The organism is Sorangium sp. So ce406 (assembly GCF_051474675.1).
GTDB classification, from domain to species: domain Bacteria; phylum Myxococcota_A; class Polyangia; order Polyangiales; family Polyangiaceae; genus Sorangium; species Sorangium cellulosum_G.
Map to the genome: position 1 here is coordinate 5,498,275 of NZ_CP150340.1, position 21,207 is coordinate 5,519,481.

The 21,207-nt window shown below is 72.8% G+C and carries 18 protein-coding genes; 6 read left to right on the forward strand and 12 right to left on the reverse strand.

What is annotated here, in order from left to right; genetic code table 11:
• Positions 1 to 87: 87 nt before the first annotated feature.
• The 5 genes from WME96_RS20225 to WME96_RS20245 all read right to left on the reverse strand — a co-directional run bounded on the left by WME96_RS20225 (position 88) and on the right by WME96_RS20245 (position 6,990).
• The gene (locus tag WME96_RS20225; protein ID WP_437291733.1) at positions 88 to 3,924 is read right to left on the reverse strand and encodes an FAD-dependent oxidoreductase; all 3,837 of its coding nucleotides are present in this window, start codon (positions 3,922 to 3,924) and stop codon (positions 88 to 90) included.
• Between the two features lie 291 nt (positions 3,925 to 4,215).
• Positions 4,216 to 5,562, reverse strand: coding sequence for an acetyl-CoA carboxylase biotin carboxylase subunit (gene accC, locus WME96_RS20230; protein WP_437291734.1), 1,347 nt, complete (start codon positions 5,560 to 5,562; stop codon positions 4,216 to 4,218).
• Between the two features lie 22 nt (positions 5,563 to 5,584).
• On the reverse strand, positions 5,585 to 6,127 hold the full coding sequence (gene accB, locus WME96_RS20235) for an acetyl-CoA carboxylase biotin carboxyl carrier protein (RefSeq protein WP_437291735.1): 543 nt from the start codon (positions 6,125 to 6,127) through the stop codon (positions 5,585 to 5,587).
• A 39-nt stretch (positions 6,128 to 6,166) separates the two neighbouring features.
• A complete protein-coding gene (locus tag WME96_RS20240; RefSeq protein WP_437292334.1) occupies positions 6,167 to 6,634 on the reverse strand; it encodes a type II 3-dehydroquinate dehydratase in 468 nt (155 codons plus the stop codon).
• Positions 6,631 to 6,990: a roadblock/LC7 domain-containing protein gene (locus WME96_RS20245; RefSeq protein ID WP_061617885.1), complete on the reverse strand. Its 360-nt coding sequence runs from the start codon at positions 6,988 to 6,990 to the stop codon at positions 6,631 to 6,633. The genes WME96_RS20240 and WME96_RS20245 overlap by 4 nt, the downstream gene beginning before the upstream one ends.
• Before the next feature lie 461 nt (positions 6,991 to 7,451).
• Between WME96_RS20245 and WME96_RS20250 the strand changes: the two genes are divergently transcribed.
• Positions 7,452 to 9,335: an aconitase family protein gene (locus tag WME96_RS20250; RefSeq protein WP_437291736.1), complete on the forward strand. Its 1,884-nt coding sequence runs from the start codon at positions 7,452 to 7,454 to the stop codon at positions 9,333 to 9,335.
• Positions 9,336 to 9,402: 67 nt separating this feature from the next.
• Here the strand turns inward: WME96_RS20250 and WME96_RS20255 are convergent, their stop codons facing one another.
• Positions 9,403 to 11,496, reverse strand: a complete 2,094-nt coding sequence (locus WME96_RS20255; RefSeq protein WP_437291737.1) for a hypothetical protein — start codon at positions 11,494 to 11,496, stop codon at positions 9,403 to 9,405.
• Positions 11,497 to 11,582: 86 nt separating this feature from the next.
• Complete coding sequence (locus tag WME96_RS20260; protein WP_437291738.1) at positions 11,583 to 12,686, reverse strand: hypothetical protein; 1,104 nt, start codon at positions 12,684 to 12,686, stop codon at positions 11,583 to 11,585.
• A 76-nt stretch (positions 12,687 to 12,762) separates the two neighbouring features.
• On the opposite strand from WME96_RS20260, the gene WME96_RS20265 reads away from it, so the two are divergent.
• Positions 12,763 to 14,253 carry a sulfatase gene (locus tag WME96_RS20265; protein WP_437291739.1) on the forward strand — a complete coding sequence of 497 codons (1,491 nt, stop codon included), beginning with the start codon at positions 12,763 to 12,765 and terminating at the stop codon, positions 14,251 to 14,253.
• Here the strand turns inward: WME96_RS20265 and WME96_RS20270 are convergent.
• The 3 genes from WME96_RS20270 to WME96_RS20280 are packed head-to-tail and all read right to left on the reverse strand — an operon-like array spanning position 14,250 to position 16,368.
• On the reverse strand, positions 14,250 to 15,284 hold the full coding sequence (locus WME96_RS20270) for a hypothetical protein (RefSeq protein ID WP_437291740.1): 1,035 nt from the start codon (positions 15,282 to 15,284) through the stop codon (positions 14,250 to 14,252). The two genes, WME96_RS20265 and WME96_RS20270, sit on opposite strands and share 4 nt — an antisense overlap.
• Positions 15,281 to 15,694: a hypothetical protein gene (locus WME96_RS20275; protein ID WP_061613632.1), complete on the reverse strand. Its 414-nt coding sequence runs from the start codon at positions 15,692 to 15,694 to the stop codon at positions 15,281 to 15,283. Before WME96_RS20275 ends, WME96_RS20270 begins: the two co-directional genes overlap by 4 nt.
• The gene (locus tag WME96_RS20280) at positions 15,691 to 16,368 is read right to left on the reverse strand and encodes a hypothetical protein (protein ID WP_437291741.1); all 678 of its coding nucleotides are present in this window, start codon (positions 16,366 to 16,368) and stop codon (positions 15,691 to 15,693) included. Before WME96_RS20280 ends, WME96_RS20275 begins: the two co-directional genes overlap by 4 nt.
• Before the next feature lie 454 nt (positions 16,369 to 16,822).
• Between WME96_RS20280 and WME96_RS20285 the strand changes: the two genes are divergently transcribed.
• The gene (locus WME96_RS20285; protein ID WP_437291742.1) at positions 16,823 to 17,197 is read left to right on the forward strand and encodes a hypothetical protein; all 375 of its coding nucleotides are present in this window, start codon (positions 16,823 to 16,825) and stop codon (positions 17,195 to 17,197) included.
• Between the two features lie 89 nt (positions 17,198 to 17,286).
• On the opposite strand, the gene WME96_RS20290 is transcribed toward WME96_RS20285, so the two are convergent.
• Together WME96_RS20290 and mutY are read right to left on the reverse strand one after the other, a co-directional pair.
• A complete protein-coding gene (locus WME96_RS20290) occupies positions 17,287 to 17,502 on the reverse strand; it encodes a hypothetical protein (RefSeq protein WP_437291743.1) in 216 nt (71 codons plus the stop codon).
• A 323-nt stretch (positions 17,503 to 17,825) separates the two neighbouring features.
• Positions 17,826 to 19,052 carry an A/G-specific adenine glycosylase gene (gene mutY, locus WME96_RS20295; protein ID WP_437291744.1) on the reverse strand — a complete coding sequence of 409 codons (1,227 nt, stop codon included), beginning with the start codon at positions 19,050 to 19,052 and terminating at the stop codon, positions 17,826 to 17,828.
• 150 nt (positions 19,053 to 19,202) lie between these two features.
• Here mutY and WME96_RS20300 point away from each other — a divergent pair, with 150 nt between their 5' ends.
• The 3 genes from WME96_RS20300 (at position 19,203) to WME96_RS20310 (ending at position 21,186) form a co-directional block, all read left to right on the forward strand.
• A complete protein-coding gene (locus WME96_RS20300) occupies positions 19,203 to 19,961 on the forward strand; it encodes a hypothetical protein (RefSeq protein WP_437291745.1) in 759 nt (252 codons plus the stop codon).
• 230 nt (positions 19,962 to 20,191) lie between these two features.
• Positions 20,192 to 20,698 carry a hypothetical protein gene (locus WME96_RS20305; protein WP_433937157.1) on the forward strand — a complete coding sequence of 169 codons (507 nt, stop codon included), beginning with the start codon at positions 20,192 to 20,194 and terminating at the stop codon, positions 20,696 to 20,698.
• On the forward strand, positions 20,695 to 21,186 hold the full coding sequence (locus tag WME96_RS20310) for a hypothetical protein (protein ID WP_437291746.1): 492 nt from the start codon (positions 20,695 to 20,697) through the stop codon (positions 21,184 to 21,186). Before WME96_RS20305 ends, WME96_RS20310 begins: the two co-directional genes overlap by 4 nt.
• Positions 21,187 to 21,207: the final 21 nt, after the last annotated feature.

Sequence of the window (21,207 nt, forward strand, 5' to 3'; positions counted from 1 at the left end):
GGCGCGGCCGCGCGGTCGCCAGCGCGACGCGCGCGGCCACACGGCGCCGTCGCGCGCCGGCGGGCGACGGCGCCGACCGCGCCGCGGTCACACGTGCCGGAGCTCGGGGCGCTCGGCGAGCAGGTGATCGAGCCAGGCGTTCGACAGCTTCTCCTGCACCGTGTTCGCGCGGAGACGCGCGGCGAGGTTCTTGAAGTCGACGTGGTCGATGGGCTGGTCCTGGTTGAAGCACGAGAAGACCAGCGTCTCCTTGCCCGTCTCCGGATCCACGTGCCGCTGGAGGCACTGCGCGCAGACCTCCTTCATCATGCACTGCATCGGCGAGTTGATGCTCGCGATGCCCACGTGCTTCGGATCGAGGTGCGGCGCCAGCACGCCGTGCCGCGCCTCGCGCACGGCGTTCATCATCTTGTCCGAGCCGATCGCGATGATGCGCCGGACCTCCGAGAGGCGCGCGAGCTCGCCGCCGAGCTGCCGCTCGGCGTAGGCCCGCATCGCCTGGACGATGTTGCCGCGGAAATGGCGATCCATCGGGCGCCGCGGGGGGATCTCCGCGCCGCCGTCCGTGCACCAGATGACCTGATCGGTCGCCACCTCGATCTCGTCCTGCTTGAAGAGGTCCTCGCCCCGGCGGTAGCCGGCGAAGTAGATGACGCGATCGCCGCGCGCCTTGAGCGCCTTCGCGATCGAGAACAGCACGGCGTTGCCGAGCCCGCCGCCCGCGAGCAGCACGGTCTCCCCCTCGGGGATGTCCGTCGGCGTCCCGGTCGGCCCCATGACGACGACCTCCTCGCCCGGGCGCAGCGCCGCGAGCAGCCGCGACGACGCGCCCATCTCGAGCGCGATCAGCGAGAGCAGCCCCTTCTCCTTGTCGACCCACGCGCCCGTCAGCGCGAGCCCCTCCATCGCGAGCCGCGTCCCGCGGATCACCGGCGAGCTCACCTCGTAGTTCTGCAGCCGGTAGAACTGCCCCGGCTCGAACTTCCGCGCCGCCGCGGGCGCGCGCACGACCACCTCGACGATCGTCGGCGTCAGCCGCTCGACGCGCTCGACCACCGCGACGAAGTCGTGATCGAGGCGGGCGAACAGGTCGCGCCGCCGCGCGTCGCGCGCCGCCTGCGGCTCCTCGCCGAGCCGCGCGATGTCGCGCTGGAAGAGCGCGACGACCGACGGGTACGCGTCCTTCGCGCTCGCCATCGCCTTCACGACGCTCCCCGCGTAGTGCGGGTGGTTGTCGCCGTAGAAGCTCACCGCGTGCTCGCCGTCGTTGTAGCTCGTGAAGAAGCCCTCCCGCGCCGCGGACGGCTCGACCTTGAGCGCGCCGTCCTCGCCGACGTAGGCGCGGTGCGGCTGGAAGAACTGCCGCCACTTGTCGAAGGCGAACGACCCCGGGCGCTCCTTCTCGTACGTGACGTTGGGGCTCGTCCCCGCCGCGACGCACACGGTGCGGGCGGAGATCGTGACCGTCTCGCCCGTGCTCCGCCACTTGCCGTCCACGATCGCCTGGCGATCGAACACGAGCGACGAGACGCACCCGCGCTCGTCGAGCACCGCCTCGACCGGGGCGAGGTTCTCGACGTAGCGGATGCCCTCCTCGAGCGACGCGGCGACCTCCTCGTGGTTCAGCCGGTAAGCCGGCGAGTCGATGAGCCGCTTGCGGTAGACCAGCGAGACGCCGCCCCACGTGTCGACGAGCCCCTGGAACCGCGGCGGCCGCCCCTCGCGCGCGGCGCGCGCGCGCTCGTCGCGGATCTCCTCGGCGTGGCGCCGCTGCTCGGCCAGGAACTCCCGCTCCTCCTCGTCGAACATCGCGAGGACGGCGGCCTCGCCGCGCTCGGCGATGAGCGCGTCGAGCCGGTCCGCCGTCTTCTCGGCCTGCACGACGTAGTACGCGGCGAGCTCCGTCGCGGTGTCGATCGCGGTCAGGCCGCCGCCGATCACCACCGCGGGCAGGCGCACCTGCAGGTTCGCGAGCGCCGAGCGCTTGTAGGCGCCGGCGAGCTGCAGCGCCATCAGGAAGTCCGACGCCTTGCGGATGCCGCGCGCCAGGTTGTTCTTGAGCGGGATGATCGTCGGCCGCCCCGCGCCCGCCGCGATCGCGACGTGGTGGAACCCGAGCCGGAAAGCGTCGTCGAGATCGACCGTCCCGCCGAACCGCACGCCGCCGTAAATGCGCAGCAAGCGCTGCCGCGCGAGCGTGACGTAGAGCACGGTGAGGAAGTTCTTGTCCCACCGCACGGTAATCCCGTACTCGCTGACGCCGCCGAAGCCGAGGAGGACGCGCTCGTCGAGCTCGGTGTAGAGGCGCTTGAAATCGCGGACAGGCCGCGGCGGGCGCGTCTCGTCGCCCGTGAGCTCGACCGGCAGCGGCTCGATCTTGAGCCCGTCGATCGCCGCGACCGCGAAGCCCTGCCGCGTGAGGTGGTGCGCCAGCGTGTAGCCCGCCGGGCCGAGGCCGACGACGAGCACGTTCTTCCCGTTGTACGGGAGCGCGTGCGGCCTCAGCGCGTCGAGCGGGTTCCACCGCGTGAGGAAGCCGTAGATCTCGAGGCCCCACGGGAGCGACAGCACGTCGGTGAGCGCCGCTGTCTCGATCTGCGGGATGTCCACCGGATCCTGCTTCTGGAAGACGCACGCCTTCATGCAGTCGTTGCAGATGCGGTGGCCGGTGCCGGGGCACATCGGGTTGTCGAGGCAGACGAGCGCGAGCGCGGCGATCGACTCGCCCTTCCCGCGCATCGTGTGCATCTCGCTGATCTTCTCGTCGAGCGGGCAGCCGTGGAGCTCGACGCCGAGCGGGTTCGACTTGATCGCCCCGGTCTTGTTGTCGCGCAGGCCCTTGGAGCACGAGTCCTTGTCGCGGTCGTGGCAGAGCAGGCAGTAGTCGACCTGGCTCTCGACCTCGCGGGGGCCGGCGCGCCGGTCGGTCAGCGCGAAGCCGTCGCGATCCCGCCGGTGGTGCTCCGGGCCGACGAGGAGCTCGGCCGAGCCGCCGCCGCTCGCGTCGTGCTTGCGGTGGAGCTGCACGAGCGCCTGGTGGTCGAGCGTGCGCGGCGCCTTCAGCGTCGGCCAGCGCCGCGCCGGGTCGTGCTCGTCCGCGCGGCGCGCCGCGAGCCACGCCTCGAGGGCGTCGAGCGCGAACGCGACCACCGCCGCGTCCTCGGCCTCCGTCGGCGCGTCGCCGACGACCGCGACCGCCTGCGCCACGCGCTCTGCGAGCGCCGGGTCCTCCCGCAGCGCGGCGCGCGCCTTCGCCGCGCGCCCGCGGAGCTCGTCCGTCCACCGCGCGCCGCCGGCCTTGGCCGCCTTGCGCGCGATCTCGTCGACCTCGATCAGCGCGAGCGCCGCGCGCGCGATCGCGAGCTCCTCCGCGGCGGAGCCGCTGTCGAGCACGCTCGCCGGCGCGCCCATCGCCACGAGCGACCGCCGCGCCGCGTGCGCCGCCTCGACGGGCGTGCCCTGCCACGCCTTGCCGGGGCTCGGCTTGAACAGCCGCTTCTTCGAGAACTCGCGCTTGAAGTCCCAGAGGACGCTCCGCTCGAGGGTCGCGTCGATCTGCGCCTGCACCTCGCGCTCGACGCGGAACAGCCTGGCGACGAAGCGGCCGACGTACGGCGCCGCCGCGAGCAGGGCCTCGGAGACCTGCTCCGACGTGAGCGCGGGCCGGGCCGCGTCGCCGGCGGCCCCGGAGGCGGCCGGCTGATCGGACCGCAGGAACGCACGGTACGCGTCGAAGCGCGCGTAGGCGCCCTCGTCCGACGAGCGGAAGTAGTCCTCGAAGCGCTCCGTCAGCTCGGCGAGCTTCGCCGGGTCGAAGAGGTCGGCGTATCCGAAACCAGGGATTCCGAGCTCGAGCTCGGAAACCTCGGAGGTCGCCTGCACCCACGAAGAGAAGTCAGCCTGCACTCCAGCGTTCGCTTCCATACCCGCGACAAATGCTTTCTATTTCAAGGGGTTTGCTCACCCGATCTCGAGGGCGACGTAAACTAGCACCGGGGCGTACCTCCGACCTGTCTCCCGGGCAACATTCGTCGATCCCGCGCTGCGGTCGTATCGCCGCGAGCGCAAGCGTTGCGCGCTCGCGGCGGGCGGCGCGACGGGGCGCCGCTCGCTCGCACGGCGACGCGCGCTCCGCCGCGGCCGTCACCGAGGGCGGCGGCGCGCGTCATGGCGGCGCGGGCCGACCGCGGCGGTGCGGGCGACGGTGCGTCGCGGTCAGAAGCCCTGAGAGACCACGCGCTCGATCGTGTGCGTGGAGATGTTGCCCTCGATGACGTCCGGATCCCGCAGCAGCGCCTGGTGCAGCGGGATGTTCGTGCGGATGCCGCCGATGATGAACTCGTCGAGCGCGCACCGGAGCCTCGCGATCGCCTCGGCCCGGTTCGCGCCGTGCGCGATCACCTTGGCCACCAGCGAGTCGTACGAGCTCGGCACCCGGAAGCCGCCGTACACGCCGGAGTCGACGCGGATCCCGACGCCGCCCGGCGAGTGGTACTCGGTGATGAGCCCCGGCCACGGCACGAACGAGCGCGGATCCTCGGCGTTGATCCGGCACTCGATCGCGTGGCCGCGGAAGCTCCACGGGCGCGTGTCCGGCAGCGTGAGGCGCTCGCCGGCGGCGGCGAGGATCTGCTGCGCGACGAGATCGACGCCGGTCACCATCTCGGTGACCGGGTGCTCGACCTGGACGCGGGTGTTCATCTCCATGAAGTAGAGCTCGCCGCGCTCGTCCATGAGGAACTCGAGCGTGCCGAGACCCGTGTAGCCGGTCTCGAGGATCGCGGCCCGGATGATCTCGCCCATCCTGGCGCGCTTCTCGGGATCCATCGCCGGGCTCGGCGACTCCTCCATCACCTTCTGGTGGCGGCGCTGGAGCGAGCACTCGCGCTCGCCGAGCGTCCACACGCCCCCGTGCTGATCCGCCAGCACCTGGAACTCGATGTGGCGCGGCGCCTCGACGTAGCGCTCGAGGTACACGTCCGGGTTCTTGAAGCCGCTCAGGGCCTCCTGCGTCGCGATCTCGAACGAGCGCTGCACCTCGCCGGCGTGGCGGACGATGCGCATGCCCCTGCCGCCGCCGCCGCCGGAGGCCTTCAGGATCACGGGGTAGCCGACCCGCTCGGCCTGCTCGGCCGCGTCCGCCGGGCTCGTGAGCACGCCGGTGCCGCTGAGCATCGGGATGCCGAAGCGCTTGGCGACCGCGCGCGCGGAGACCTTGTCGCCCCACGTCCGCATCGCCTCCGCGGTCGGCCCGATGAACGTGAGGCGACACTTCTTGCAGAGCTCGGCGAACTTCGCGTTCTCCGAGAGGAACCCGTAGCCGGGGTGGATCGCGTCGGCGCCGGTGACCTCGGCGGCCGCGATGATCTGCGGGATGTTGAGGTAGCTCTTCGACGCGTCGGCCGGGCCGACGCACACGGCCTCGTCGGCGAACCGGACGTGCAGCGCCGCGGCGTCCGCCTCGGAGTGGATCGCGACCGTGCGGATGCCGAGCAGGCGGCAGGCGCGGATGACACGCATCGCGATCTCGCCGCGATTGGCGATCAGGATCTTCTGGAACACGGCACCCTCGCCCCGGGCAGCGCTAGCTGCGCCGCACCTTGAAGAGACGCTGGCCAAACTCGACCGGCTTGCCGTTGTCGACGAGGATCTCGACGATCGTGCCCGGGGAGTCCGCCTCGATCTCGTTCATCAGCTTCATCGCCTCGATGATGCAGAGCGCCTGGCCCACGCGGATCGCGCTGCCGACGTCGACGAACGGCGGCGCGTCGGGCGACGGCGATCGGTAGAACGTGCCGACGAAGGGAGAGGTCACGTAGGTGATCCCCTCGTCGCTCGCCGCGGCGGGCGCCGCCGCTGCAGCCGGCGGCGCCGCGGCGGGCGCCGGCGCGGCGGCGGGAGCCGGCGCGGGCGCCAGGGCGGGCGGCGCGACCGGCGCGCTCTGGATCTGGAACGCGGCGGGCGCGAGCTGCTGCGCCCCGCCCTGCGGTACGAAGCCCCCGCGCGTGAGCCGGATGCGAACGTGTTCGTCCTCGAACTCGAAGTCGCTCACGTTGCGCTTCTCGAGGAGGCGCACCAGCGCCCGCAACTGCTTGAGGTTGATGTTCATGGAAGGACGTTCGGCCATCGATGTTTGCCGCCTTTCAACCAGAGTGACGGCTCATGTTCAACCTCTTTCGTCCGGTCGCGCCTTCTCCAGGTGCCCGAGCAACCCGAGCAACCCGAGCACGTACGAGCTCGGACCGAAGCCCGCCACGCGCGCCATGCAGGCCGGCGCGATGCGTGAGCGGCGGCGGAACGGCTCGCGGGCGTCCGGGTTGGAGATGTGCACCTCGACCGTCGGGAGCGCGCTCGCGCGGATCGCGTCGTACAGCGCGATCGACGTGTGCGTGTAGGCGCCGGCGTTGAGGAGCATGCCGTGGAAGCCGCGATCGCCGGCGTGGCTGATCGCGGTCACGAGCTCTCCCTCGCAGTTCGACTGCATGCACGACACGGAGGCGCCGTGGGCCTTCGCGGCCTCCTCGACGGCGCGGTGGATGTCATCCAGCGTGGCCGTGCCGTAGATCGCTGGCTCGCGCTTGCCCAGTCGATCGAGGTTCGGCCCGGAGATGACCGAGATCCTGAAGCCGCTCAGGAGAGCTCCTTCAGCAGCACGGGCACCTTGGTGCGCAGCAGGTAACGGGCCTTTCCGATGTTCGCGTCGGGCGTCATCGAGAAGGCCACGAAGTACGAGCTGTTCACGACGCGGATCAGGGTCGTGACCTTCTCGGCCTGGATCGCGATCTCGGCGGCGTTGCCCGCGTCGAGCATCTCGGCGGCGCGCTGGATCGACTTCAACACGACGCTGAACTCCGCGCCGATGGTGGTGATGTCGAACGCGGCCCCGGGCTTGGAGTAGCTGTCGACCGCGATCCCCTCGAAATCCATGAGAAGGGTCGCGATGCCGCCCTCGGTGTTCTCTACGACTTCCTTCAGCACGGCCTGGAACATGCGCCGAGACTACCCAAGCGCGGCACGATCGGGAAAACAAACGAACCTGCCCCTGCGTCCCGCGCCCCGTCCGGGATGTCGGCGCGGGTCACGCGCCGCCCGCGCCGCCCGCCCGCCAGCGGCGCGGCAGGGGAACAAGGGCAACGTTGGAAGAGCGGGACCCGCTGAACGGGGTCGAACGGCGAGGGCGCTTTGCCTCTTGCATCCTGGTCCCAGCCGGGCGATTCCCGCCCCAAGGGGCCCGCTCCAAAGCACGCCTTGACCCTTGTCCCGGCGAGCGGCTAACGTGCGGCCGTTCTTTCGCTCACGGCGACGCCCGGGGCGAATCCCGCCGGCGCGTCTCGCCGACGGGACGACGTCAAACGTGGTCGGGAACGGCGTGCGCCGTACCCTCCAGCTCAGCAAGAAATAAGGACGGCCCAACATCTATGCGTGCGCGAGCCGGGGATCCCCCCCGCACGATGCCCCAGAAGATCCTCGCCGGGCGGGCGACGGATCCTCAGCTTCGCGGTGATCTCGTCCAGGTCAAGGTCGACCAGGTAATCCTCTCCAGGGCGCCCTCCCGCGCGCTGGCCGAGGCCATCGCCACGGGCATGAAGAAGACGCCGGTCGAGGTCGCCGTCGCCTACGACGGCACCTGCGTGGCCGACGCGAGCTCGCTCGCCGACGTCGACGAGGGGAGCCCGCACTCGGTGTCGCCCGAGTTCCCGACCTACAACATCCCGATCGCGCGGCCGGGCATCGGCTTCCCCGCGCCGGTGCACCTCGAGCGCTTCGCCGCGCCCGCGCGGCTCGCCCTCACCGACGATCCGCGGCTCGCGACGGTCGGCGGCATCGGCATGCTGTCGCTCGTCGTCTCGCCGAGCCAGCTCGGCCAGGCGCTCGCCACGGGCTCGGCCTGGCTCAGGCCGCCCCGGAGCGTGCAGATCCACCTCTCGGGGAGGGTGCGGCCGTTCGTGTGCGCGCGGGACGTCGCGCTCGAGCTGCTCCGCAGGAACCTCGACGAGGTGGTGCGGCGCATCGAGGGCGAGCACCACGCGCCGGTGATCCTCGAGTTCGCCGGGCCGAGCGCGCGGCTGCTCTCGGTCGGCGACCGCGCGGTCCTCTGCGGCATCGCGCCGCAGGTGGGCGCGGCGGCGGCGCTGTTCGTGAGCGACGAGAAGACCGAGGTCTTCCTCCGCGATCAGCGCAGGTCGAAGGCGCACCGCGCGCTCGTGCCGGACCCGGGCGCGCCGTGCGAGGAGGTCGTCTCGATCGATCTCGGCACGGTCGATCCGCTGCTCATGGACGAGGACGGCGTCGTGCGGCCGGTCCGCGATCTCGCCGGCAAGCCGGTGGCGCAGGTCGTCCTCGGCGGCGACTCCGGCGTGACGTTGCGCGACATGCTCGCGGCGGCGCTGCTGCTCAAGTCGAAGCGCGTCCCCTCGCGGCTCGACCTGCTCGTCGCGCCGCCGTCGCGGCAGGTGCTCGAGGTGCTCGCGCAGTCGGGCGCGCTGGTCGACCTCGTCGCGACCGGCGCGCGCATCGTCGAGCCGGACCGGCGCGTCGTGACGTCGGAGATCTACCCGCCGCCGCCCGGCGGCCTGTCGCTGCGCACCGCCGATCCGGAGCCGCGCATCGCCGGGGCGCCGTCGTTCGTCGTGGCCTCTGCCGAGACGCTCGCCTACGCGGTGGCCACGGGCGCGGTCGGCGATCCGCGGTCGTTCAAGCGGCCGGTGCGGGTGACCGTGCCGCGCGCGCTGCCGACCGACGACGTGCTGATCCTCCGCGACAAGAAGGGCGAGCAGGTGAGCACGAAGAAGCCGCCGCCGGCGCCGCCGGCGGTGCCCTGGAAGGGGCCGCTGACGCTCGACGTGCTCGCCGGCGTGCCGAAGGGGAACGGGCGCGCGGCGGTCGGGGCGCGCGGGCGCAAGGCCCCTGCCCCCGTCGAGGCGGCGCCGCCGGTCGCGGAAGAGAAGGCGCAGGCCGCGCCGGCCGAGGGCAAGGCGGCCGGCGGCGTGGCGCTCGTGCTGTCGACGCTCGACGAGGTGCGGGCGGTCGCGGAGCGCGCGACCGATCTCTCCTCGGTGCGCGCGGTGGTCGCGCCCTTCGTCCCGAGCACCGCGGTGTCGGCGTTCGCGAGCGAGGGCATCGCCACGTTCCTCGTCGGCGCGGAGGAGCTCGGCAGCATCAAGGAGCAGAAGAGCGTGGAGCTGCCCGCCCCGGCGCAGTGGGGCGATCGCGTCGCGGCCGTCTTCGGGAGCGAGCGCGTCGAGGTGGCGTGGCTCGCCACCGGCATGGAGCGGAGCTGGACGCACGCGGGCACCGTGCGGCAGCCGCCCAGCGCGGCCAAACCGGCGAGGTAGCGGCGAGCGGCGACGCCCGCCGAGCGGCGTCGCGCCCCCGGCGGGGATGGCGCCATCCCCGCCGGGCTCAGAGCCCGAAGCGGAGCGCTGCGGGCGCCGCGCGCACCGGCGAGAGCGGGGCGAGGAGCTTGATCTCGTTCGTGAGATCGCGGAAGCGGATCTGCTGCTCGTTGATCTGCATCTCGAGCACGATGACGCGCTTCGTGATCTCGTCGAGGCGCGCCGAGGACTTCGCGAGCCGATCCGTGAGGTCGCGGCGGAGCTCGTCGGCGGTCCGGTTCTTCTCGATGGCCCGGAGGTTCTGGCGGAGCTCGTGGCTCTGCTGCTCGAGGCGCTGCTGCTCCGCGATCAGCCTGTCGCGCTCGTCGATCGCGGGGCGCAGCTTCCCCCGGATCTCCCAGGCCTGGCCGAGCTGCTTCGCCACGGCCGCGTCGGCGCGCGGGTCCTTCAGGTAGGCCTGCACCGCGTCGTCGGCGAGCTGGCTGAGCCAGTCGATCTGCTGCCGGAAGATCCGCCGCTCGTCCACGTCGAGCACCGCCGTCCCCCGCCGCGGCACGTCGATCGGCACGAGCGCGCTGCCGGTGCCGACGTTGTCCTCCGTGTCCTTCGGCGGCGCGTGCAGGCGCGTGCCGTGCAGGCGGGGGTGCTTCACCAGCGTCCTCGCCGCGGCGTCACCGCCGTTGCGGACCGCGTACTTGGTGTGCGTGACCCAGTCGCGCTCGATCTCGATCGCGCCGCCCTCGATCTTCGCGAGGCGCGCGCCCTCCGCGCTCTCCTCGCGCGTCGTGTCGACCGCGAGGCCCCGCTCCAGCGCGAACGGCACCGTCGTCGTGGCGCCGGGCGGCAGCGGCTCCACCATGCCCTGTCCGAGGAACGCGCCGTTCTCGAAGACCGCGATGGGGCCGCGCTCCAGGAGCCCCTTCGTGTCGTTGGTGAAGCGCGCCACCCGGAACGGGTGCGAGCTCGACGCGGGCACGCCGCCGTCGGGCGCGAACAGGAAGATCGACTCGCCGGGCACCTGCTTCGCCAGGAGCAGGACCATCGTCGCGCTCCGGTCGGGGATGTCGACAGGGAACGGGATGTCGTAGCGCGTCGTGCCCGCCTCCATCGCGACCGCGGCGAGGGCGCTCACGTTGCGCGGCGGCGAGGGGTTCATCGGCCTGGGTTCCATGGCCTTCGACTGCTGGACCGGAGCGTCCCCCTTCCACTGCGGCGCCGCCGCCGGCGCGGCGCCGCCCGGAGCCGACATGGCGCGCCGCTTCGGCTTGGCAGCGTCGGCCCGGGTCGCGACCCCGAGCCTGCCGTCGGCCTGGGCCTCCTCGGCCTCGCGCATGTAGTACTCGTCGGCCGCGCCCGCCTCGGCCGACGGCGCGTCCGCCGGCATCGGCGCGGGCGGCGGCGGCGGCGGCGGCGGCGCGGCCTCGGCAGCCAAGGTCGTCTCGCTCGTCGGCACGGACGCGATCACCTCGCCCTGGTCGCTGACGATGGGGCGCGGCGGGATCGCCGCCTGATCGAGCGTCGCCTGGAACGCGAGCGGCGCGCCCGCCACGAGCGACAGCTTCACCCCCTTCCAGTCCTCGCCCGAGAGGTTCTGCACGATGCCCCACGCCTGGAGGTGCGCCTGCTTCGACGCGGCGCGCGGGTCGGCGCCCGGAGACCCGGCCGCGCCCATCACGAGCCGGTACGAGGGCCGCCACACCGGCGTCTCCGCCACGTAGCCGACCACGAGATCGTGCTCCCGCCCGTCGAGCGTGAGCTTCACCTTCTCGAGCTCGTCCTCGTCCCGCGCCTTCGCGCCCTTGTCCCCCGGCGGCCGCGGCGCGGTCGTCACCTCCGGGCCGGGCTGCGCGGGCGCGTCGTCGTCGGAACCGTCGTCGACCTCGACCGGGAACGACGCGCTCCGGACGCTGCTGCCGCCGGCCTCGATGACCGCGAGCGTCGCGAGGAAGTCGCCGACCTTCTCCTTGCGCACCCGGAAGGTCACCTGATCGGCGTCGATGAGCCCCCGGCGCTCGAAGTACGCGACCCCGTTCCTGTAGATGACCACGCGCCGCAGCGCGAGCCCCGAGGCGTCGATATCAGGGCCGCGCGCGCAGCCGGCGAGCAGCGTGAGAGCGAGGAGCAGGCCGGAGCCCGCTCGCGCGACGTCGTGGCGTCTCATGATGTCCCTGGATCTCCTGGATCAGCGTTCGGTGAACGGTGGGCGGCGGGCGGTCAGCCGTCAGTCAGCCGTCAGTCAGCCGTCGATCAGCCGTCAGAGGGCGCGGTCGAGGCGCGGCGCCAGTCTGGCGGCAGGTCGAGGAAGCCCTCGTTGCAGAGGAACTCGTACAGGCCCTCGCAGACCTCGCCGCAGATCATGCTGAAGAGGTGCGGATCGGTGATGAAGAGGATCGTCTCGTCGCGCTCGGCGCCCGCCGTGTCCGCGAGCTGCGCGACCAGCTCGTCCTCGGCGAAGCCGACGAGCATCACCATGAGGTGCCGCTCGAACGCGGCGCGGAAGCGAGGGAACGCGTCGCTCGTCACCTTGTACGCGTACGCCCTGCCCTCGAACGTGCGGGCGTCCCGCACGACCCGCGCGGCGACCTCGGCGAGGTTCTGGGCGAGCCGCACGCTGAAGAAGTCGACGAGCACGACGTGCACCACCGAGACGATGCGCCTGAGCTCGCTCGATCGCCGCGACAGGAAGGCGTCCTGCATGTCCTTCGTGAGCTTCGCGAGCAGCTCGAACGACTGCTCCCGCGCCTCCTCGGACGCGAACTCGAAGCCGTCGAGCTCGGCCTCGATCCGGTTCTTGTAGCGGGTCAGGACATAGAAGAGCGCCTGCTCGCCGTGGTGGATCACCTTGGGCGCGCCGTCGCGGCCGCGCGTCTTCTCGTGGAGCTCGGACTGGAAGAACAGGCGGGCGAGGTTCTTGTGGATCTTCTTGAGCCGCCGCTCGACGAGCAGCGAGATGCGGTCCTCGGGGATGACCCGCTCGAGCAGGGTGCAGAGGGTCTTCTCGTGCGCCTCGCGGATGGCGTCGTGGTTCTTCGCCCCGCCCGCGCCCGCGGAGGCCTGGATCACCTTGAGCTGGGCGACGACCTGCGCGGTGACCGCGTCGAGCTCGGGGTTGGTCTCGAGGTCGGCGCGGTAGTGGACGATGCGGGCCTGCATCTGCTCCTCGAGCAGGCCGAGCGCCATCTCGGTGATGTGATCCTTGAGCGCCTGGCTGACGTGCTCGCCGACGCGCCGCGGCGCGTTGGGCGGGAGCGACCTCGGCTGCTCGGTCGCCGCGCGCTCCCCCGTTCTCGCCGCGGTTTGCGAGCGGCCCTGAGGCGGCAGCGGGGGAGGTTTCCGAGGGGCCGGGGCCATGACCCGAGAGCATACCGGAACTCGCCCGCGGTGTGCGGCTTTGGCGGAGCGGCGCGAGTCGGAGTAAGACGGCCACATGCACACGGTCGCTTCACGTACGAGCGCCTGGGAGCCTGGAGGACCGCTGGCGTCCTCCTCCGCCTCGAGGCCATCACGCCCGGCCCTCCGGCGCCTCGCGGCGACGCTCGCGCTCGCGCTCGCGGGCGCCGGTCCGGGCTGCTCCCGCGAGGGCGACGGCCAGCCGCCGCCCGCGCGTACACCGGAGCCCACGGCGCGGCAGGAGCCCGCCGCGACGGGGCCGCAGGCCGCCGCCGGGGGCAGCGCCGCGCCGGCCGCCGCGAGCGGCGGCGCCGGCGCGGAGGCGGGCGGCGCGGGGGCGCCGGCGGCGCAGCGCGGGAAGATGAACGTGCTCGTCGTCTCGATCGACAGCCTGCGCGCGGACATGCCGTGGAACGGCTACGAGCGCGACATCGCGCCCACGCTGACGGCGTTCGAGAAGAAGGCGGTCAGCTACACGCGCCACTACGCGATCTCGTCGTACACGTCGATGAGCGTCGGCGGCTTCCTCGCCGGCCGCTACCCGAGCGAGGTCGACCGCAGCGGCTACTTCTTCGGCAACTACCCCGACAGCGTCCTCATGTTCCCGGAGCTCCTGCAGAAGGCCGGGGTGCGGACGATGAGCGCGCACGCGCATTTCTACTTCGACCAGAAGGCGGGCTTCCGGCAGGGCTTCGACGTGTACGAGATCGTGCCGGGGCTCTCGGCCGACAACACGACCGATCGGAACGTCACGAGCCCGGGGCACCTCGAGCTCGCGATGAAGATGCTCTCCGACAAGGCGAACACCTCGGGCACCTTCTTCGCGTATTTCCACTTCCTCGATCCGCACGACGTGTACATGACGCACGCGGGGATCGAGCCGTTCGGCAAGCGAGCCCGCGACAAGTACGACGGCGAGGTCAAGTTCACCGACATGCACGTCGGCAAGCTGCTCGAGTTCGTCGCGCAGCAGCCGTGGGGGAAGGACACGGCGATCATCGTGACCGCGGATCACGGCGAGGCGTTCGGCGAGCACAAGATGTTCCGCCACGGCTTCGAGGTGTGGGACGTGCTCACCCACGTGCCGCTGATGATCCAGGCGCCCGGGATCACCCCGCGCCGGATCGACGAGCCGCGCAGCTCGATCGACCTCGCGCCGACGATCCTGGAGCTGACCGGCGCCCCGTCCGAGCCGTCCTTCCCGGGGAAGAGCCTCGTGCCCGAGCTCCACGGCGCGAAGCCCGAGCCGCGCGACGTCATCGTCGACCTGCCGCGCACGAGCGACAACGACCGGCGCCGCGCGCTGATCCACGGGCAGTACAAGCTCATCGCCTACGGCGACGACGACGCCTTCGACCTCTTCGACGTCGTCGCGGATCCGGGGGAGACGAAGGATCTCAAGCGAGAGCAGGCGTCCGTCTTCGAGGAGATGAAGGCGCTCTACAAGGAGCGCTCCGCGGCGATCAAGGACGTCTGCCCGAAGAACACGGCGAAGCTCAAGGGGAAGAAGAAGAACAAGCGGTGCTAGCGCGCCGGCGGGGCGACGGCGATCGTCACGCTGTCGTCCTCGCCCGTGTCGACCGCGGCGCGCGCCACGAGGCGGACCCCGTCGCACTCCAGGTGGAGCACGACGGGCGCCTCCGCCTCGCGCCTGCACGACGCGTCGGCCGAGACGCGCGCCGCGAAGGCGCCGCGCGAGAGCTCCACCGCGAGCGCGATCCCGCCGATGCGCCCCTCGGGATCGTCAGGGGTGACCTCGCGCGCCGAGCGCGCCTCCTCGAGGCGCGTGAAGAGGTCGGGCCCGCGGAGCGCGACCTCGATCGGGCGGCCCGCCGCGTCCTCCAGCACGGCGACCTCGAGCTCCGCCCGCCGCGGCGCGCTCTCGCCGCCGGAGCTCACGACGAACGGGAGCTCGATCCGCTTCGCGCAGACGACCGCGCCCGGGCCCGCGCGCTCGTCGGCAGGCGCGCATTGGGGCGCCGGCAGCGTCAAGCCGAACGGAACGACCACCTCGGCGGGCGCCTCCGCGAGGGGCCGTCCCCAGGCATCCTTGCGCAGGAAGCGGCTCAGCCACGCGGCGAGCTCCTCGCGCACGCGCGCGCGCGCCGCCCGCTGCCTCGAGAGCTGCGCCTCCGCCTCGCGGGCGGCGCGCGAGAGCGAATCACCCGCGCTGCGGTCGCGGACGAGCGCGCGCAGCCGGTGCGTCGCCTCGTCGCGGAAGGCGCCCCTCGGCAGCGTCGCGAGGTATGCCGTGAGCCCCGCGGCGGTCCCGCGCTTCGCGGCGTAGTAGATCGGCTCGGCCCGCGCGAGGTACGCGCGCACCTCGCCGGCGAAGGCGCCGTCCGGGTAGCGCTCCAGGTAGCTCGACGCCGCGGCGAGCCGCCCCTCGAGGGTCCGCGACACGCGGGTCGCGCGGTACGCGGCGTAGTCGTCGTGGTTCGCGAGGATCGCTGGCCGCGAGGCGCACCCGGACAGCGCCGCGACGAGCGCCGCGCGCGAGAGCACGCGCGCGGCGGCCGCGAGGCGCCGGCGGGGCATGGCCGCGCAGCGCGCGCTCACGGCGCCTCCCCCGACAATGGGCAGAAATTGCACTCTGTCGGGGTCGAGGGGCGCTCGTCCGCCGCGTACGCGCGGTACTCGTCGCAGCTCGCCAGCTTCAGCTTGTGCAGGCACACCTCGCCGTCGTGCACCAGCGGGTAGCAGCCGGGCGGAAACTCCGGCGCGACCTCGAAGCCGCACGCGGCGGCGCAGGCGCGGGTGCGCAGGCCGCACGCTTCGCACTGGGCGCAATCGATCTGCGCCTTGAGCGCGAAGAACTTGTACGGATCGAGCTCCTCCGGCGCCTGCCCGCAGCTCCCGATGTCGCCGACGACCGGCGCGACGCCGCCGAGGAGCAGCAGCGCCGCGACGCCTGCGACTTCCCTCGCCCGGAGGCGCCCGCGGCGCCGCGCGCGTCCCGGCAGGCTCATGGCAAGAGCTCGTGGTCGATCAGGAGCCCGAGCTGCGCCGAGACGACGGGGTAAACGGTGTAGGCCGCGTCGTAGGTCGCGGCGCCGTAGAAGAGATCCCCGACGATCTCGCCCGAGAGCGCGACGCCCGCGAGCAGGAAGTACCCGAGCCCGACGGCGAGCTCGCCGCCGACGTTCACGTCGGGCTCGATCAGGATCGCCGCCCCGAGCCGCCCGTAGCCGAGCACGCGCGGGACGCCGCGGTAGGCGACGAAGTAGCTCGGCGTGAGCGACTCCTGCGGGACGCCGCCCACCGCGATCGAGAGGCGCAGCGCGGCGCCGTGCTGAACGCCGTCGGCGGGCCCCAGCGCGAACGCGGCGCCGAGATCGAGGTACCCGGCGGTGAGCGAGAGCGACTCCGCCGTCTCGCCGAGCTGCGTCTGCAGGCGGTAGGGGTTGTTGAACCGGAGCCCCCGCCCCATCGCGACCGTCGACACGACGCGCGCCGCCGTCCCCGGGGGCCGCGCGAGCTCGCGGTACGCCTCGAGATCGGAGCCCCCGCGCTCCTCGCCGGCCTGCGCCTCCTCGACCGCCCCGGCTTCTCGGCCGGCAGCGGGCTGGGCGGCGGCGGTGCGCCCCCAGGACGCCCCCAGCAGAACGGCCACGAGCGAGAGCCCGGTCCGGAGTTCCAGCATCGCCACGCGCCTTCTACCCCGAGGCGGCGCCCGCTGGCACGCTCAATTGCGTCCCGCCCGCCCGGCGCGTACGGCGCGCCGCGCTCGACGCCGCCTCGATGACGCGTGGGCGACCCGCTACCGACGGCGGTCTCGCTGTCGCCGAGCCTCGCAGCCGCGGGCGCGGGCGGTGTGCGCCCCCTTCGGCACGGTCCTCGCCCCCCTGGCGTATCCGCCCGCTTCACCTGCGGACCGGACCCTGCATGCGGAGACCACCGTGAGCAATTCAAGCACCCGAGGCAGGCAGAGCACCGCCCCGCATTCGTCAACCCTACGCGCGCCGCGCACGAGCCCGACGCAGCGCCGTGAACGAGAAGATCGCAGCGACCCGGGAAGGCCGCGCAAGCAGGCCGAGACGCGCCGGGGCGCCCCGAGAGGGCTCGGCACGAGCGAGCTGGACGAGCCGTTCGCCGACATGATGGACGCCGAGACGGCGCCCCCGCTGCGCGGCAAGGTGAACCCGCGCAGCGAGCTCAGCGATGTCATCCCGACGCTCGACGACGAGGTGCGCGGCTACCACCACCACCCGAACGACGCCGGGAGCACCGAGTTCGAGGTGAACCCCGACGCCGCCGATGCCGCCGCCGATCTGGCGAGCGATCTCGGGGCGGAGTTCCTCGAAGGGGCCACGAAGGGCCAGGACATGAGCGACGTGGCCATGTCGCATGACGACGACGACGGCGACCTGCCCTATCTCCTGGAGGACGAGGATGTCGAGTCCGTGGAGCCGGAGGACGAGGGAGAGGACGAGCTGCCCGTGACCCAGCGGATGCGGCGGCACGTGGGCTGAGCGGCGGCGCGGCGCGCTCGAGGCCGCTGCCGCGCGTCGAGGAGGTGGGGCGCTCCGCCGCGCACGTCGCGCGCTGGCGTGCCGTTCGGTCACGCCTGACCGAGCACGGGCAGCTCCGCCACCACCTCGCCGTCGATGCGGATGAAGGCCAGCAGGCCTTCGTCCTCGTAGGCCAGCACGTCGAGCACGATCCGCTCGCACAGCGGAAGCACGTACAGCGCGCCGTCGTCCGCCATCACGGTCATGGATCGCACAGCCGCGCTCGGCGTGGGCAGCATCTCTGTGGTCCGTCGTCGCGCATCCATGTTGCTGAGCTCCCAGGCTTCAATCGAGCTCCGGCCACCGCCGGGGCCACGAGGCTAGAGGGCCTGCCCGCCATCCCACCAAGCGCCTTCCGTGCCACTGCGCCCGCACCGCGGCGCCGGTGTCGGGAGCGTTCCACGGCGACATATGGCTTTCGCCCTGACCCGCGCCGCTGCGTCGCGGCGGCTCGGTCGCAGGCGGCGCAGCTCCACGCCCGCAGCGGAGCGCGGAGAGCCCGGAGCGCCACGAGACAGCGACCCCGAGGGCCGTCTCCGGCCTCTCCGCAGGCCGGATCGCGCGCGATCCGGCGTGCGAGGGCGCGGTCCTACCGCGATCGGCGCGCGGAACCGCCGTCCTGCGCCGACGCCGCGGACAGGACCTTTCGCGCGAGCTTGGAAACGCCGATATCCAGCACGTCCGGATCGAGCCACGCCGCCTTCTCGTAGGGGGAGGCAAGCTTTGCCCGGCAGCGCCAGGGGGCCGCCACCTCGGCGCGCGCCACCGTCACGTCGAGGCGGCGGTGCGTGAGGATGTGGCGCACGCGGCCGACCTCGCGGAGCGGCGCGTCAGGCCCGACGCCGACCTGCTCGAGGAGCGCGCGGGCGTCCGCGAGGGCGCGCGCCTCGACCATGGGCGGCTCCCAGAGGCCGCCGAAGAGCCCTCCCTCGGCGCGCCGGACGAAGAGCACGCGGTCGCCCGACCGCACCACCGCGGCGACCATCGCGACCGCGGGGACGTCGCGCTTCGGGGCGATCACCGGCAGCTCTGCCTGCCTCCCGAGGGCGCGCGCGGCGCATGCGCCGTCGACGGGGCAGGCGTCGCAGCGAGGATTGCGGGGCGCGCAGACGGTCGCGCCGAGCTCCATCAGCGCCTGGTTGAAGCGTCCGGGATGGACGCTGCCCGCCGCGCCCCGCACGAGGCGCTCCGCGGCCGACCAGAGCTTGCGCGTGCCCGAGGCGCTGCGGATGTCGTCGTCGATGCACTCGATGCGGGAGAGCACCCGGGCGACGTTGCCGTCGACGAGCGGCACCGGCTGTTCGTACGCGATGCTCGCGATCGCGCCCGCGGTGTACGCGCCGACGCCGGGCAGCTCGCGGAGCGCGGCGACGTCGCGGGGGAGCGCGCCGTCGTGGCGCAGGGTGACCTCGCGCGCCGCGAGGTGGAGCACGCGCGCGCGGCGGTAGTAGCCGAGGCCGCTCCACAGCGAGAGCACATCGTCGATCTCGGCAGAGGCGAGCGCGAAGACGGTCGGGTAGCGGGCGAGGAACCGCTCGTAGTACGGGATGACCGTCTCGACGCGCGTCTGCTGGAGCATCACCTCGCTCAGCCAGATCGCGTAGGGGTCGCGCGTCCGCCGCCACGGCAGGTCGCGCGCGACGCGGTCGAACCACGCGGCGAGGGCGGCCGCGATCTCACGATCGCGTTCGCTCGGGTCCGCCGCCGCCGCCGGGGGCGCGCCGTGCTGCTCAACGGGCGGGTTGCGGCGGCGCGGGGCGCGCTTCTGGGCCGGGCTGGCGCCCGCGCGCGCGGGCGATCGGGGCGTCGTGCTCACGCGCGAGGGGCCCGCCCGCTGCGCCCGAACCGCGCTCCTCCGCGCGGCGCCTCGCGCGCTCCGCGCGCCTGGCACGGATTACCCGGCTGCCGCTCGCTGCGCTCAGAAAACGCTTCCATCGCGCGGGACTCTAGCGCAGAGCCGACCGCGGTGTCGTCCCGGCGCGCCAGCCTCTCCCCGTCGCACCCTCGGGCCGCGCGCCTCGGCGCCGCCCTGCTCCTCGGGCTCGCCGCGCCGGGGTGCCGCGAGGAGCCGCGCCCCTGGGAAGGCCAGCCCGGGCCGCCGATCGTGCTCTCGGCGGCGCCGCCGCGCCCCGTGGTCACGGCCGGGTCCGACGGCCCGTCGGACGCCGACGCAGGCCAGGGTGACGCCGGAGCCCCCGGAGATCCGGACCTGCCGGTGCTCCCGGTGCGCGTCGGCGGCCCCTGGGTCCGCTGCTATGGAAACTTCAAGATCAGCGGCGAACCGGTGAAGGACGTGACCCGCCTGTCGCTGCTCTGCGGCCCCGAGAACGGCATGCGGCGGCTCTCGACCAAGGCGATCGAGGGGCACGTGGCCGAGGGCGGCGCGATCGTCTCGGAGCCGCTGCAGGCCCTCCGGGGCGCGTGTTACCGGGTGTTCGCCGTTGGCGGGCCGGGGATCCTCAACCTGGATGTCGCCGTGCGGAGCAGCCGCGGGGCCATGATCGCGAGCGACGGCACCGAGGACGCCTGGCCGATCGTCCAGCCGGATCGGCCCTTCTGCCCGCTCGAGGACGACGACGCCACCGTCGAGATCAGCGCCCGGCGCGGCGCAGGCCGGTTCGCTGCCGAGGTGTGGGTCCTGAGATCGTACAGACGCTCGGCGTCGGAGGACGGCGGCGTGGATCCGTACGAGACCGACGAGACCGACGCCTACGGGGAGCTCTGAGCCCGCGCGGACGGCCGACCGGCCTCGGCGCATTCCGCCCTGGGCGCGGCGACGTCCTGCGCGGGCGGGAGCGGGCCGAGGGAAGAGCTCTCCCGGCTGACGGAAGCGCGCGAAGGGCTCCCCATCGTCATCGAAATCCGGCAGATCCAAGGACCATGGCGCGACGCCGGCACCCCGCACGCACCCCCGCATTGACGTGGCCGCCCCGTCCCGCTAGGGGAGCCCGAGCCATGGCCGACGACACCGAGCCGCTCCGCGATGACGAAGGGGACAAGGTGGAAGGCGAAGGCGACAAGAAGCGCCTCTTCGAGCGCGCCATCCCGGAGATCTTCAAGCGCGTGGTCGAGCGCGCCGTCGAGAGCGGCATCGACAGGCTCAGCGAGGGGCCCGAGAGCATCCGGCACTTCGTGGGCGACCTCAAGCTGCCCAAAGAGGTCCTCCACTACCTCTATACGCAGATCGACGAGACCAAGAACGGTCTCTACCGGGTCGTCGCGAAGGAGATCCGCGACGTGCTCGAGCACACCCAGTTCGCGGACGAGATCACGAAGGTGCTGACGAAGCTCTCCTTCGAGATCAAGACCGAGATCCGCTTCGTGCCGAACGACGCGGCCAAGAGAGACGACAGCCAGGACGAGCCGAGGACCGGCTTGCCCAAACCGGAAGTCACCGCCCAAGTGAACGTCAAGGACCGAAGCAAAGAGACCGGGCGAGACCGGCGCCGCGAGGAGAAGTGACGACGAAGAAGCTTAGGACCGGCGGCGAGGTCGATGCCTGGTGCACCAAGTGCCGCCTCGATCTCACCCATCGCATCATCGCCATGGTCGGCGACGTGGTGAAGAAGGTCGAGTGCAAGACCTGCATGTCGCACCACCTCTACCGAGCGCCGAAGAGCGAGCGCGAGAGCCGCGCGGCCGCGCGCGCCGCGGCGCGGACCACCGGCGAGCCGAGGGCGGCCTCGGCGTCGCCGCGCGGCGGCGGCGTGGAGCGGCTCACCGCCGCCCAGCGCGCCGAGCGCGATCAGACGCTCGCCTGGGAGCGCGCCATCGCGGGCCAGCCCTCCGGGGCGTTCAAGCCGTACCGCATCACCCTCACCTTCGGCGAGGGGGAGCTCATCCACCACAGCAAGTTCGGCGACGGCGTGGTCGCGAAGGTCATCGATCGGGGCAAGATCGAGATCCTGTTCAAGGATGGCCCGCGGACGATGGCGCACGGGCAGCCGTAGCGAGCGCCGGCGGCGCCCGCT